At 60.5% G+C, this 14122-nt stretch carries 14 protein-coding genes and 1 tRNA gene; 6 read left to right on the top strand and 9 right to left on the bottom strand.

Annotated elements, in window-relative coordinates:
• Positions 1–15: 15 nt before the first annotated feature.
• Positions 16–2049, bottom strand: coding sequence for a TonB-dependent siderophore receptor (locus tag B2V90_RS10435; protein WP_228222518.1), 2034 nt, complete (start codon positions 2047–2049; stop codon positions 16–18).
• A gap of 486 nt (positions 2050–2535) precedes the next feature.
• A tRNA-Pro gene (locus B2V90_RS10430) sits at positions 2536–2612 on the bottom strand.
• A 203-nt stretch (positions 2613–2815) separates the two neighbouring features.
• On the opposite strand from B2V90_RS10430, the gene B2V90_RS10425 reads away from it, so the two are divergent.
• From B2V90_RS10425 to B2V90_RS23155, 6 genes are all read left to right on the top strand, one after another.
• Positions 2816–4183 (top strand): class I SAM-dependent methyltransferase, encoded by a 1368-nt coding sequence (locus B2V90_RS10425; RefSeq protein WP_293921189.1) that lies wholly within the window; start codon positions 2816–2818, stop codon positions 4181–4183.
• 281 nt (positions 4184–4464) lie between these two features.
• Positions 4465–4776: a hypothetical protein gene (locus B2V90_RS10420; protein ID WP_293921187.1), complete on the top strand. Its 312-nt coding sequence runs from the start codon at positions 4465–4467 to the stop codon at positions 4774–4776.
• Positions 4773–4952, top strand: coding sequence for a hypothetical protein (locus tag B2V90_RS10415; protein WP_293921185.1), 180 nt, complete (start codon positions 4773–4775; stop codon positions 4950–4952). Before B2V90_RS10420 ends, B2V90_RS10415 begins: the two co-directional genes overlap by 4 nt.
• Positions 4953–5115: 163 nt before the next feature.
• Positions 5116–5469, top strand: coding sequence for a hypothetical protein (locus tag B2V90_RS10410; protein WP_293921183.1), 354 nt, complete (start codon positions 5116–5118; stop codon positions 5467–5469).
• A complete protein-coding gene (locus B2V90_RS10405) occupies positions 5466–5696 on the top strand; it encodes a hypothetical protein (protein WP_293921181.1) in 231 nt (76 codons plus the stop codon). Before B2V90_RS10410 ends, B2V90_RS10405 begins: the two co-directional genes overlap by 4 nt.
• A complete protein-coding gene (locus B2V90_RS23155) occupies positions 5686–6054 on the top strand; it encodes a DUF551 domain-containing protein (RefSeq protein ID WP_414711597.1) in 369 nt (122 codons plus the stop codon). The genes B2V90_RS10405 and B2V90_RS23155 overlap by 11 nt, the downstream gene beginning before the upstream one ends.
• 54 nt (positions 6055–6108) lie before the next feature.
• On the opposite strand, the gene lysC is transcribed toward B2V90_RS23155, so the two are convergent.
• The 7 genes from lysC to B2V90_RS10375 all read right to left on the bottom strand — a co-directional run bounded on the left by lysC (position 6109) and on the right by B2V90_RS10375 (position 14023).
• On the bottom strand, positions 6109–6339 hold the full coding sequence (lysC, locus tag B2V90_RS23225) for an Rz1-like lysis system protein LysC (RefSeq protein ID WP_422663667.1): 231 nt from the start codon (positions 6337–6339) through the stop codon (positions 6109–6111).
• Positions 6275–6604, bottom strand: a complete 330-nt coding sequence (locus B2V90_RS10400) for a hypothetical protein (protein WP_293921179.1) — start codon at positions 6602–6604, stop codon at positions 6275–6277. Before B2V90_RS10400 ends, lysC begins: the two co-directional genes overlap by 65 nt.
• Before the next feature lie 100 nt (positions 6605–6704).
• The gene (locus tag B2V90_RS10395) at positions 6705–6938 is read right to left on the bottom strand and encodes a hypothetical protein (protein WP_293921177.1); all 234 of its coding nucleotides are present in this window, start codon (positions 6936–6938) and stop codon (positions 6705–6707) included.
• Positions 6935–7516: a glycoside hydrolase family 19 protein gene (locus B2V90_RS10390; protein WP_293921175.1), complete on the bottom strand. Its 582-nt coding sequence runs from the start codon at positions 7514–7516 to the stop codon at positions 6935–6937. Before B2V90_RS10390 ends, B2V90_RS10395 begins: the two co-directional genes overlap by 4 nt.
• Entirely contained in the window at positions 7513–7884 is a 372-nt protein-coding gene (locus tag B2V90_RS10385) for a hypothetical protein (protein WP_293921173.1), read from the bottom strand. Before B2V90_RS10385 ends, B2V90_RS10390 begins: the two co-directional genes overlap by 4 nt.
• Positions 7881–8015 carry a hypothetical protein gene (locus B2V90_RS10380; protein ID WP_293921171.1) on the bottom strand — a complete coding sequence of 45 codons (135 nt, stop codon included), beginning with the start codon at positions 8013–8015 and terminating at the stop codon, positions 7881–7883. Before B2V90_RS10380 ends, B2V90_RS10385 begins: the two co-directional genes overlap by 4 nt.
• Positions 8012–14023: a tail fiber domain-containing protein gene (locus tag B2V90_RS10375; RefSeq protein ID WP_293921169.1), complete on the bottom strand. Its 6012-nt coding sequence runs from the start codon at positions 14021–14023 to the stop codon at positions 8012–8014. Before B2V90_RS10375 ends, B2V90_RS10380 begins: the two co-directional genes overlap by 4 nt.
• Positions 14024–14122: the final 99 nt, after the last annotated feature.

The following is a 14122-nucleotide window of genomic DNA, read 5'->3' as shown; positions in this document are numbered from 1 at the left end:
TCTCCTCATCATTCGTCAGAAACGGAATCCGACCGTGCCCATCACATTGCGCGGCGCGCCGATGAAACAGTCGCCGCGCGCCAGGCAGGACGCGTAATAATGGTTGTTCAGCAGATTTGTCGCGTTGACGGCGAAGCGCCAGCTGTTCCAGTTGATTTCCGCCAGGGCGTCGACAGTCGTCCGCGATGGCGTGACAATGGACCAGATCGCGCTGGTCGATACGCTCTTGCCGCTGTGGACGACGCCGCCGCCCAGCCGGAGCTGGGCTTCGTCCGGCAAGCCAAAGGTCTTGGTCGTCCAGAATGATGCGGTGTGGCGCGGCATATAATCGAGATTGGTGTTCGTTTCCGACTTGAGCTTCGTATAGCCATAATTGGCCAGCAACTCGAAATCGCCCGGCAGGGTGTGGCTGGCCTCGACTTCGAACCCTTTGGTGTTGAGTTCCCCGGATTGCGCGGTGCCGCCAGCAGCGAGGTAGAGCACACGGTTGCGCTCCTTGATCTTGAACGCCGTCGCCGTGACGAGCGTCCCCGGCGCAGGCTGCCATTTGATGCCGGCTTCATATTGGCTACCGGTCTGCGGGCGATAGGGATCGCCAAAGGTGCCGTCGCCATTGTCGATACGGCCCGCGACCGGCAGGAAGCTTTCGGTATAGCTGAAGAAAGGGGAGAAGCCGGCCCCGATTTCGCCGATGATGCCAGCGCGAAAGGTGGTTGCATTGTCCTTCTGCCCGGATGACCCTGTTACCCGATCCCGACGGGCGCCCAGCACGATCGAAACGCGATCGAAAAAGCGCATCTGGTCCTGAACGTAGATACCCAGCTGCTTCTGGCTGTCGGCTAAAAAGGGGCCAGTCGGATCATAGGTTTTCAACGCGGCATAATCGATGTCGTACAGGTCGACGATCTCGGTCCCGCCGGCATTGCGCTTTGCCACCTTGTTCCAGCTATAGTCGATGCCGACCAGCAGTTTATGTTCAAGATTGGCGCCAGTGTTGAACGTAAACAGCAGATTGTTGTCGGTGGAAAAGACATTCATCCGCGCATCGCTGGCATCGGCGGTCAGCCCGATCGTCCGCCCGTCAGTGCCATAAACGGAGAAGGGGTCCTGGGGATTGGAATAGCTGTCGGCATAATGGGTGTTATATTCCAGGTCGCTGTCGATATAGCGCGCCTTGAGGCTGAGTTTCACTTGATCCGAGAAGTCATGGGTGACGAAGGCCGCGCCCTGCAAGGAACGACCGGCATAGCGGTCCCAGCCCGCCTTCCCGACAAATGTGTCGCGATCCAGTTGCGCGCCCGCCACGCGATTGGGCAGGAATGTCCCGACGATCGGCAGGAATTGCGACGTCGATCCGGTATCGTCCTCCTGATACAGGCCGGTCAGAATGATGTCGGTGGCAGGCGTGGGTTGCCAGCGGATCGACGGCGCGAACATGACGCGGTCGTCGGGGACATGATCGATGAACGTGTTGGAGTCGCGCGCCCGCCCGACAAACCGGACAGCCAGGTTGTCGGCGATCGCGAAGTTGACGTCACCCAGCGCTTCCTTGCGATCATAGCTGCCGTAGACGAGGTTTATTTCGCCGCCTGTGGTGAAATTCGGCGTCTTCGTCACAAGGTTCACCAGCCCGCCGATCGAACCTTGCCCGAACAGGACCGAAGCAGGACCGCGCAAAATTTCGACGCGGGAGAAATTATAGGGGTCCGACGTGATCGACGCATAATAAGAGAAGATGTCCCGCATGCCGTCGCGAAACTGCAAGGCATCCAGGCCTCGAATGGTGAAGCCATCGACCCGCGTGTCCCGGCCATAGGGATTGGCGAGCACACCGGCGGCATATTTTACGGTATCGCTGATACTGATCGCGCCCTGCGACAAATAGCGGTCCGCGTCGATGACGGTGATGGGCTGCGGCGTTTCAATGATCGGTGTGTCCGTCTTGGTGCCAGCATATTGGGTGGCGGTGACCATGATCGTGTCGCCGTCCACGCTACTATCGTCCGGCGTCTGTGCGTAGCTTCCGACAGGTGTCGCTACCGCCACCATCGCCACGGAGGATAGTGCCGAAAAACGAATGAAATTCATGACGTCCCCTTTAATCTCTAGGGGTCAAGTATAGCTATTGAGACTATGTTGCAATAGCAGGGTCGGCTGGATCGTTGGGCAGCCATGAAAATATGGCCGTTGCAACGCAGCCCAAGGCTTCCTCCTGCCGGTCATTCCGGCGGACCCGTTCTTCGCCTGTATCGCGAGAGTCTAGCAGATGCCGCCCCTCGGCAGGCTGGAGGACGCCGAAGCCGCGCACATTCGGAAAACAGCGACCTTGGCGTTCCGGTTGGGAAGCATGCGCATTCACGATCCCGCTGGGAGGGCAGAATCGCGTCCACTATCTCTTCGAGGCCGGCCGGCGGTGGCCCGTTATGAATGGTGGATTCTGTGCCGCAAAGCTGACTAGGCGCGGCACCAAAGACTGTTCGCCAAAATCGGGACTGACATTGGGCTGCACAGCTAACGTACCAGCGTGTCTGTGAGTGGTCGGGGAGACAGGATTCGAACCTGCGACATCCTGCTCCCAAAGCAGGCGCGCTACCGGACTGCGCCACTCCCCGACTGGCTATCCCCTTAGCTTTCCGTTGGATTGAGAAGCAAGCGAAAAGCGCTTTCGTGGCAAGCCACGGCAGAACAAGGCGTGATTCTGCAAAGGGAGTCCCGGAATATTCCCGAACTTTGTTCGCGGGACGTTCCTGTGCAACCAAACGGGCCGGAATGCGACTGGAATCGCACCTGGCCCTATCACGCGAAAGGCACTCGCATGACTAGCACCGCTATAGCAGGGCAGCGCACAGTTGCCGACCTTATTGAAGAGTATGAGGCAAAGGCAGCCAGTGTTGACCAGGCCATCGCCACGTTCGAGCGCGCGTATGAAGAACTCCAGATGGCCGGCACGGTCATGGGCCGTTACGTCGAGCCAATCGGCAGCAGGTCATATCTCCACGCCAGCGCCATCAAAGCGAACCTGCTCAATTCGGGCTGGCGCGCAGTCTATGACCGGCTCGAAATCAGCAAGATCGCGAGCGCCAAAGACAAGAAGCTGTTCGACCAGACGCTTGCCAGTCCGCCGCCGCTGACGATGGAAACCGCAAAGGCGACGTTCGGCGACTATTTGATGCGCCCGCGCTTCCATATCCTCAAGGGTCTGGCAGAAGCTTTCGCCGACCTCGATCCGGCCTATAAGTCGCACAGCAAGGTGCGGATTGGGGTGAAAGGATTGCCCAAGCGCATCATCCTGAATGGTTGGGGCGAATATAGTAGCGGCTGGGCGCGCGATCGGTTCCGCGACATCGTGAACGCGTTGGCCGCCTATCAGGGCAAAGAGCATTTCGCGCACGCCGAATACACCGCAATCGAGACGATGCACAGGCGCGGCGAAGATGCTGTTCTCGACGGCAACCCGGTGGATCGCACCGACCGCTATGGAAAGGTTGAAACCTTCGCGACCGTCGATCGCGGCATGTCCATCCGCAAGTTTGGCAACGGCAACGCGCATGTCTACTTCACGCCGGGGACGTTGCTGGACATCAATCGAGCGCTCGCCGAGTTCTATGGCGAGGTCTTGCCTGACGCCGAACCGGAGGGCGTGAAGCCCAGCGCCAGCACTGCCGTGTCGAAGGATCTGCAATTCTATCCGACACCGCGCGCAGTGGTCGATGCCGCTATGGAGTTCGCCCACATTCCCAACCCCGAGCATTACCGGGGCGGGCGCTATGACATGCCGGTCCTGCGCGTGCTGGAACCGTCATGCGGCGACGGGCGCATTCTCGATGTGCTGCGCGAGCGGCAGCAGGAGGCGCTTGGGATCGAATATCACCCGGCGCGGGCATCGGTGGCGCGCGCGAAAGGTCATGCAGTCCTGACTGCCAATTTCCTTGAGCATCCCGCGCGCCCGGAGTTCGACACGGTGGTGATGAACCCACCATTCTACGGGCGCCACTATGTGAAGCACGTCCAGCACGCCATGCGGTTCCTGAAGCCCGGCGGGACGCTGGTGTCGATCCTGCCTGCTACCGCTCATTACGACCATGGCGAGTTGAAAGGCGAGTGGCGCGACCTGCCTGTCGGGAGCTTTTCCGAGAGCGGGACGAACGTGCCGACCGGGATGCTCAGGATGAAGGCGGGATGACAGAAATGGCGAAATTTACATGTCCGATCTGCGGATTAAGTGAGCCGCACCAACATAGCGCCGTGGAGGCATTGGAACTGCGGGGGCGGCGATTCCCTGTCACTAACGAGGAGTGGTTGCGCTATGTTGGCCGCATAGTGGATGCCGCAATGATCAACGAACTCGATCTTCTGCACAAGAAGGACGTTCGACTCGCCTCGCAATCCCTCCCCACCCCCGAAAGGCCCTCCTAATGGAACGCTGCGAGACGTGCCGGTTCGGCTGTGAGATGGAGGTGGATCATGAAACCCGTTGAGCTATTCGACCTGTGCATGGATGCTGTTGACCGCTTCAATCGCGGTGAGGTGTTTGCCGAAAAGCCATTCGTCATGCTCACACTTCCGCGCTCCGGCAAGACATGCGGGAGGACGATCCGCCTATTCGGCAACAGTGGGCCGACAGGCGACGTGGCGACCGCACATCGGCGCGCAGACGGCGGCATTGATGTGGTGGCCTATTTCCCTGCCATCCCGATCATCCAGGCACTCGGCAAGGAAATGGGCATTAAGGTCAAGGTCCGCAGGGCCCCCAAGACGGTAGAGGAAGGACGATGAGCGCTATCAAGCTCAAGATGCTGTGGCTCTATCGCTTTCACCTACTCGAATGGTGGCGCGATGTTGGTCGGCAGGATGAAGCGGCGCGCATGTGCTGCGACGGCCGCGAGTGCGGCTGCATGGGCACTGATTATGCCGGCTATTGGGAATGGCTGTGGAAGTCGAGGAAGTCATGAGCGCTCCCGAATCAAAACGTGGACGATCCTACGTCAGCGGCCGGTATCCATATGGCTATATCACATGGTGCGATCTGGATGAGGACGGCAACCCCGACTTTCGCGGCGAGGTCAATCCATACAGAGCAAGAGACATGCGCATGATCGCGCGAAGGAGGCTTCTATGACCCTGTCCGAACTAGCCGACGCGGTGGAGGGGCTGGCCAAGGTCAAGTTGAACAATGAACGCCAGCGCTACACCATCATGGCTCGCAACGATCGCTTCGTTATCATGACCAAGCCCTTCAATGCCAAGCGGACCTATATTTATACTATAGCCGATTTGGAGCGCGGTGTCCGTGGGCCGTGCAATCTGATCTTCGGCCTGCCGTGCGATGTGAATACACCGGCAGGAGCGCATGAGGCACTGCAATGGATTGAGAGGGGCGATATGGAAGTCAGCTTCCGCCGCTTCGTCGATCTTTCTGACGAGGACAAGCAGGCCCTCCGCGCCAAAGCATCGGGGGAAGGGGCATGAGCGACATAGAGAAAATCGCGGCGGCGCTGACGGAGGCGGAGCGCGAGGCGTTGCTAAAAGCTGAGATCGACGGGAATCTGGGCCGTTGGTTTTCCAGATTTATCAGCATTCCCGCTGGCAAGGGTCTTGTGAGACGGGGGTTGGCGACAACAGTCTGGTCTGGAGTGATGCTATCCAGCACCGGCCTAGCCGTCCGCGCCCACCTGGAGAACAGCAATGCAGAGTGATATTGTGGAGGAATTAGAGGCATGGTCAGATTCAGATGGCGAGTATGGCCATCATGCTCGATCGCAATGCCTGGCCAAAGCCGCCGCCGAAATCACCGCCCTGCGCGATAGGGTGGCGAGGCTGGAGGGCGAGCGCCAGTGGCGGCCGATTGAGACAGTGCCGAGGGATGGGACCATGTTCGATGTTTGGGTGCCGAGCTATGCGGAGCCTGGCAAGGGATACCGTGTCCCCAACCTATGGCTAGATGCGGACGGCAGCATGTTCCGATACCGTGATCCGCAGCCGATAAAACTGTCCCATCCTCCAACCCACTGGATGCCACTTCCCGATTCCCCTCCCGCCACAGATGGGGTATAAGGGGAGGGTGACGCGGCTTGACCCGGCGCGAGAGGGATTAGCGACTTCCCTGCGTCACTTACCCTCATTCCATTGCTTAATCGCGGCGACCTTCGACCGACAGTCGGCCCCCGATTCAATAAGATCCACAATGAAACCAGCCACCGCCTTGTCCGTATCCTCCGCTGGCGGTGCAGGTTCGGCGGTGCACGTCAGGAAGCGAGCTGGCACCGGCACGCGCTCAACGGTTACGTCTTTTCCGCAGCTCGCCAAGCAAAGCGCTGGTAGCGGGGCCAACGCCAGCATCAGATTGCGTCTCATTGATGATCTCCCGAAGTTCCTGCGCCTCTGCCTTGCTGTTGGACGTGCGCGCCATGTCAGCCAGTGCGGCGGCCAGTTCCGCCTTGTTCGCGGCGGCCTTCACCTGTTCGGCAGCAGCCTTGACCTTTGCGGAATATGCGGCGTTGGCCTCGCGCTTGCCTTGGCAGGAGGCGACAGGCCAGCATAGGAGAGCGCCGACGATCGCAGCGGCAATGACGCGCCAGTTGAGCATGATCCACGCCATCACCATCGCGCCACGTCCTTGATATGCCGCCATGCAAATGTGCCAAGGACCGCGACCATGATTATGGGGAAGGTCAGGAAGCCGGCGAGGAAGGAGGCGACATTATTCATGGCTTATCCTCCACCGGGACCGGCTTGTCGGCGGGTTGGTCGATCTCGACCTTCCGGTTGCCTTCATTGCCGCGCGACGGGACAAGGCCGGGGGCGAGCATACCTAAAACGCCGATCAACCCGGTCATTATTGCCAGGTCCGCGCCACTGCCGCCGATCTTCGATAGCAGCACCACGGCGATCAGAGTGGCGATGAAGGCGATCAGGCCGGTGGTGCGGTCGGGTTTCATCCGATCAGCCCCTTCATTGCTACTAGCCGCGTCTCGCGATCATCCAGCCCGTTCGTGCCGCCATTGATCCGACGCGTGATCGTCAGCACGTCATCCGCATCGGCATAGGTATTGAGGCCATTCACGCTCCAGTATCGGCAAGCGACCAGAAGGCCGATCGACGGAATGGCGACCAGTTCAGGGTGACGCTCAAAGTCAATGCCGAGCGCGCGCCCATAGGTGCGATAGTTGGCCCGCCCCGTCAGCTGAATCGGCCCGCGCCCTTTGAAAAGCTTGCCATCGCCGGGTTGCGTGTTGCCCAAATCCTTGCGCCCCTCATAGGCCGCGCCGCTGGCGATCTCCTCCATATATTTGAAGGAGCCGCTTTCGTGCCCAAGCTGCGCCATGAAGTGCGCCAGTCGCAGCTTGCTATCCATGATCCCGTAGGCGCGCAGATGGACGGCGGCGGCCAGGCCGAGTTCCTCTGCGCGGTCCTGCGATGCCCCAAGGCGGCGGAATAGGGCGGTGAACGTCAGGCGGCCCGGATCGTTGTCAGGGTTGACGCCGAGCGTGCGCTGCATGGGTTGCCAGTCGATCATGTCCCGCTGCCCTCCAAGCTATGGTATCTCTCCAGCCGCGAAATGCGGCGGTCGTAATCGGCAAATCGGCTGTCCTGCGCCTCAGTCGCCGCTTTCTGTCGCTCATCGATCCGGGCAAGAGTTTCCTGCATGGCCGTCACCGAGCTGGCGACCCAAAGAAGGGCGGAAACGACAAGCGCGCTACCGATCCCCCCGATTGCTTTCATCAAGGGGCTGATGCCGGATGCTCCTTCGCTGTTCGCCGCTCCGGTCATTTGCTGGACTGCGCGGGTCAGATTGGCGATTTCCTCAGACCGCGACGCAAGCGCGATATCTGCCGCCTGCTGGGCAAGCACCTTGACCTGGGCGGCGGTGGCGGGGTCGCTCAACGGCATCGCCTTGTCCTGTCGTGCTTCCGCAGCCAAGCCGCGAACAGGTCGTTTTCCCGCGCATGGGCGTGCGCCTGCGCTTCGCTCATCTGCCCGGTGAGGTAGCAGGTTTGGAGGGCGGAGAGGGTCATATGGCCTCCAATGCCGCAAGCCGCGCATCGTTGACGGCGATCAGGAATAGCGCAAGCTGATCGACGCGCAGGCCGTAGCGATCACCAGCCTCGCGCGCGGGCATGACCTCCTGGACCTCGCCCGTGTCATATTCTTCCTCGTCCTCATATTTTTCGGTGGTGGCGATCATCAACGGCGCGTCCGTTTCCTCATCGACATCTCCAGTCGGGACAAAGATTTCGCGCTCGCGCTCAACCTTGCGCTTCGCCATGACAGGCTCCATCACGGCATCCACGGCTTCCCATTCGTCGTAACAGCACCAGGCATAGCGCCGCCAATCCAACCCTTCGTCTTCAAGGATGGCAAACACTTGCTGCGCTCGCACACCGAAATGCCAGCGCGCGGCGTCCTCGCCCTTTTCGGCAATCGCATCCAACCATTGATAAGTGCCGAGTTCAGACATGATGCGGCGACCGGCACGCAGTTCCGCATCTGTCAGGCCGCTGCGAAGCCAGTTTTTATCCCGTTCGTCGGAAGTGTTGATCGTGCCCGTGCCAGCATAGACCACGCTCCAGCGGCTTACAGCCGTTCCAAGCGAATAGCTATTATCCGATAGCGGGCGTGGTATTCCACCAAGGTTTATATCCCCGGTTGCTCGAATAATGCCAATTGATGTTCCGAGTGGTGATCCAGCGTCATCATAGCGTAAAATGGCGAAATTCGAATTTGTGTTTCCGCCCGACTCAGGCCCGCCCAGCTTGCCGACCCTCCAGCGAAGAGATTGCCCTGTTTGATACAGCGTTACCGCTTCCTGACCATTTGGCGCATTGAGCGCGTGTTGAGTCGCGCCAGCCGTGCTAATTGTTTGATTTTCGCTAAACGTATTGGCAGCGTCATTGCGTGGGATAGTCGCCCCACTGGTCCCGGTGTTAAGTGTCGCCGCCGTTCCAAGGCCCAAGGTCGTGCGCGCCGCCGATGCGTTAGCGTCGTCCACAAGGCTGCGCCCAAATGCGGAGAAGTCGGCAAGTGCGGCGGTGCCGGAACCCGTCCAGTAAGTCAGCTTGGCAGCCGCCGTGGTCAGACCGGAAATCGCAGTCAGGTTCGCGTTTTGAGACTGTAACCCTGCGGATGCCCCCGTGTTGTCCTTCATCTTGAGCAGGCCATCGGCGCTATCGATGAAGATGGTCTTGCTTCCACCCGGAGGCGTCGCAACACCGGCCGCGCTCGTCTGCAACAGCGTCAATCCGCGATCCGTGACAGTCCGGTTCTCAAGCTGCCATGCGGAATTGTCGAATTTCACCGTAGCGCAGCCGCCAATATCAGCGATATTGTAGATCGTCGCGCTATCGTCGGGATTGCGGATTTGCACCAGCCCGACACCAGACCCGGCGATCTTCTGGAAATGGATGCGACTGCCGTTCTTGGCCCCACTCGGCAGGATCATCTTGATGGTCGAAGCGGCGGGCTGGCATGGGATGGTCTGGTCAACCGCCGTCAGGGCAAGTGTCGTTGTTGCCGTTCGCGTGGTGACATAGGGCGAGCGGCCAGGCGTCCGGTCAAAATTACCTACCCGGATAACCCGCTCACCCTCCTGCGTGCAATCAACGCGCGTGTTGTCGCCGCTGATCGAATAGGGGATCGTGACATTCGGACCCAGCTTGAGCGTCACATCGTTATAATCGCCAGAAACCTCATAGAGACCATAGCCGATGGTCGAATCGGTCGCGACAATATCGATCTTGTTGCGGTTGCTGATGATCGAATTGAGTGCTGCCAAGCGGACAAGCGAATTGTTCGCATGGCTCCCGGTGACGGATACGACACCTTCAACCCGGCAGTTGTTGCTTCCGGTGAGGGATACGACTGTCGCGCCAGCATCGATATTGCCGTTGCTTTCGACGCCAAGCGTGCCGACCACAACCATACCGGCGACGTTCCAGTTGAACGAATTGCGCGCGTCAATGCAGCGGCTGACGGGATTCTCAAAGATCGCCCCAACAACCGTGACGTTCCGCCCGACCATGCCGTCCCAATCGCTCGATGGCGCGGGCATGGCGGGGCCGTTGACGCAGCCGATGAAATGCTCGCCAACGGAAATGGTATTGCGGCTGTTCCGGCTTCCCTTCCACGCGTTGCGGCATTTGATATACTTGTTGCCAATCAGCGTGAAGTTGGCGATTTGAGCAGTGCCAGCGCTATTGCCCGACATATACACGCCGACATCGCGGAAGCCCTGAAGATAGCAATAGCTGATCGTAACGTCATCGCCCAGGATGAAAATCGCGCTATCACCCTTGTCGTCCAGATAGCTGTCGCCAGACTTGAACCTGGACAGGGTAACGACCTTGCGACGGAAGCCGGTGATATAAAGGCAATCGCGCGCGGAGAAAGCATCACCGGGCACCTTTGACGTGTCGATGTCGATATTCTCGACATGCAGGTCCACCGTTGCCGCAGGTGTGCCACCCGTGGTCGTGCTGTTGCGAAGCGTCAGGACAGCGCCGTCAAGCGTCGGGCCGGCGACGATGCAGCCCGTTCCCTCGACAACCAGCTTGAACTTGCGGCCGTTGTAAGGATTGCCGCAAATGACCTCCATCTTCTGACTGGTGAAGGTCGGGCGGTTCCATTGCAGGGGCACGCCCAAGGCAAAGGCATTGCGCATGGCCGTCGCGAGGCGGGCGCTGTCATCGATCAGCGGCGGCGCGCCGGGCGGAACCGTTCCATCAATCTCCTGCTGCACCCGGGTCAGCAGCTCTTCCTTGGTGCCGGTCCAGGAAGATCGGAAATAGACGGGTAGCACATTCTGGACGCCATTGATGGCGGTCGTTAGCGGATCATCGATTGGGATTTCATCGCCAAGGACACCGATGGCATTCGCACCCTCGCTCGGTATCCGCCCGATCGCCTCGATGTTATCGGAATCGCCCAGCGCGCCGATCGTGTCATAGGCTTCCTGCACCAGTTCCGCAGCCTGATCGACAATGACCTGTCCATCAATCTGCGTGCGCACAGCGACCGTCCAAAGGCCGGCGCCGAGCGATCCGCGAATAACCGGCAGGATACCCGACCCGCTGGCGTTGTTGGACAGGACATAGCCGGGCTTGGCTGGGTCGATCGTAAATGTGGTGTCGGGGTTCGGGCTGCCGCCATCGGAGCGCAGCAAATCGGTCGTGGGGAGCCAGCCGCCCGTCTTGACGCGGCCATAGGCACCGGGGCGAATATCCTCCCATGCCACGCCAGCGAAGGCGGTAGGCAGGTCCGTGGACAGCATCGGGCGAACCGTGCGGATGCCATTGCTATCGATAGCGAGCGCCATGCCCATCAGAATGGTGGTGCCAGACGTGTTTTGGAGCGACTTTTCTTCGTCTGCGAAGAATGGGCGATAACGCTGCCCGACCGCATATTCCGAAGCCGTCGCCGTGCTGCCCAGCGCGGTGTTGATGACCGCCAGGATCGCGGCGTTTGTCATCGCCGTGTAATTCTGGTCTAGCGTGATGTTGACCGGGGCAAGCGCATCGACCTGCACCGTCAGGGTGAGCGGCGAACCCGTGCGGTTACCGAGGCGCGCGCCCAGCTTCGTGATGGCCGCCTTGCTACCAGCGTCGGCAATGTCCGCCCAGCCATAGGCATAGCCAGCCATGCCAACGTCGCCGTCAATGCGGGTGATGCCTTCGGTGCCCGTTTTCCCGAACAGGATCGGCGCTGCGGTGCCGGAAATGACGACCTTTGACGCCGTCCCCGTGGTCGCGGACGTGATCCGCAGCGCACGGCCGAAATCCTCGATCCGGAACACAGCCGGGCTGTTGCCGCTGCCGGTCAAATCCCATGTGCGATGATCCGCCGGCTGCTGGTCAAGCGCGGTCGGCAACCAAGGTGTGACCGCCATGCTGATTTCGCCGGACAGTTTCGTGCCCTGCATGACGCACTGGTTCATCATCGGCGCGCCGATGCTTTCCAGTCGGAGCGCCCAATAGGTCGCCCATGTCGCCGTCAGGTCGCTGTTGAAGATTTCGACCCGCGATGGGGAGGTGAAATCAATCTGGTCGTGCGCGCTAAGACCCGCACGCGGCCCTGTCGCCTTGACGTTCTCAAAGCGATAGATCGACCCGGAGCAGGTGCCGATGGCGATACCATGCGGCGATGCCCATGTGGTCGAACCCCAGTAGGCATTGGCCTCGTCATTGCCATAGTGGATGACTTCGACATTGCGGGCGATCAGACGGCTATTCGGCTTGAACTTGACCGCGTCGATATGCCAGCCATAGCGGCAATTCTTGCCCCATATGGTAAGATCGCTGACTTCCTGACTGGCGTTGAAATCGACCGGGCTGGTGGCCTGGATCGTTGCCACAGGCGTGTTTGCGGGCAGGCGGCCGTCGATGATGGAGCGGCCCATCCCTTCGCCGCGCAGGATAACATTGTCGCCGTCCGTGCTCGATCCGATGACACCGAGGGAAGTAGCGACATGGATGCCGGCGGGAACAGTGACCGCCGCCGCCGCACCGGGGGCAGCAAGGTCCGTCGCCGCCTGCAACGCCGCTGCGATGCTGGCAAAGGCGGTGGACCGCAGCAGTGAGCGAATGCGCTTGCCCGTACCGTCGATGGTGCCGACAGCTTGGTCAACCGATGCCGAGCGGGTGAATTCGTCGCCGAGCAGGGTCGTGCTGGCGGCCTCCTGCATCACGTCCGAATTGTTCTGCGCGAAGTCGATCGTGAAGTCGGTCAGCTCAATCGGCTCGTCCGCCGTCGCCGCAGTCGCATCGGTCAGGACGATGAACGGGCGCAGGTCGTCCAGCACCGCCCCGGTCGGGATCAGGCAGGTGAAGGACATGACCCGGCGCGTCGGGCTAATCTGCTTGTCGATCACGCCGGAGGTGACGATATTCGTCGTCGTCAGGTCGATATTGCGGACCTGCATGTTGAGCGTGTGCGCGCGCGACCAGTTCGCGGGAGTGTTGAAGCCCAGCGTAAGGCGCTGCTGGCGACCCGGCAGCATCTGGCGCAACTGTCCCTGCATCGGCAGTCGCCATTGCAGGATGGTGTTCTGACCGCTGCTGTCGTCAGGGATGACAACGCCGACCGTCCGACCGCTTTCATCCAACAGTGCCTGCGCGCCGTTGAAAATCTGGAAGATCGGCTCCACCTTGTCCAGCATGTTCGCGGCGGGGCGCAGCGCCGATACCCGCGCCTCAAGGGCCGCATCGGCACCGGTTGCGCCAGCGGTGGCAGGGGTTACAACCACCTTCCATGTGACGGACGTGATTTGCAGCGAGCGTGTCGCGCCGGTCGGGCTGTTCGTGCCAACCTGCATGGTCCCGCCGACGAACCGCTCATCGCCCTGCATGGTGTAGCGAAAGCGGCGCACAAGGCGGGTGCCATCTTGCGTTGCGGACAGCGCGGTGCCGGTGTTGTTGTCGGTCGTTCCGTCCTGCCGATCGACGCGAACAGCATTGCCACCGAACGGGGTCGCTGCGAGATAGCCAGCGGTGACGGTCGCCACCTCTTCGATTTCAATAGTCGAGCCAGCCAGGCTGTCCGCTTCGTCAAAGCTGAACGGGATGCGGGCGATGACGTTCGTGCCGGCACCGGTCTGGCCGGCGGGAATCGTCCAGCCAACCGCGCGACCGCCGACGCTGATCAGGGACGCGCCGCCGTTTACCGCTGACAGAGCGGAGGTCTCGTTCAGCTTTTCGCCGCTGGTGGTGGTGATGTTGCCGACTATGAGGGATTGGGCTGCAAGCTGGTTTGATACATCGGCATAGAGCGCTTCGATGCGTTCGGTTGATGGGATGGCAAGGCCTGTGTTGACCGCAGATCCGCCGTCATTCTGGTAGAGCGTGGCGAAGTCGTTTTCGCCATCGCCTTTGACAAGGAAAAGCTGGCCATCGGTCGTGTCGGCAAGGCCGGCAGTGGTCGTCTCATAGATACCGGGCGCAATGCCTGCGTCGGTGATGAACTGCTCCAGCCCGGAAACATCGCCAGCCAATTCGGTAAAAGCCGCGAGAACGCCCTCGCGAGACGGCTCCATATTCGGCTGCGGCGGGTTTCCGAAAAGTGCGTCCCTGAGAAGTTCGATTACGCCCACGCTGCACCTTTTGAAAGTATGTGTCCTTCACATACCCTCTTG

The organism is Sphingobium sp. UBA5915 (assembly GCF_002431195.1).
Taxonomy (GTDB): domain Bacteria; phylum Pseudomonadota; class Alphaproteobacteria; order Sphingomonadales; family Sphingomonadaceae; genus Sphingobium; species Sphingobium soli.
Note: the sequence above shows the minus strand (reverse complement) of the source record. Positions and strands in the feature narration are given on the sequence as shown.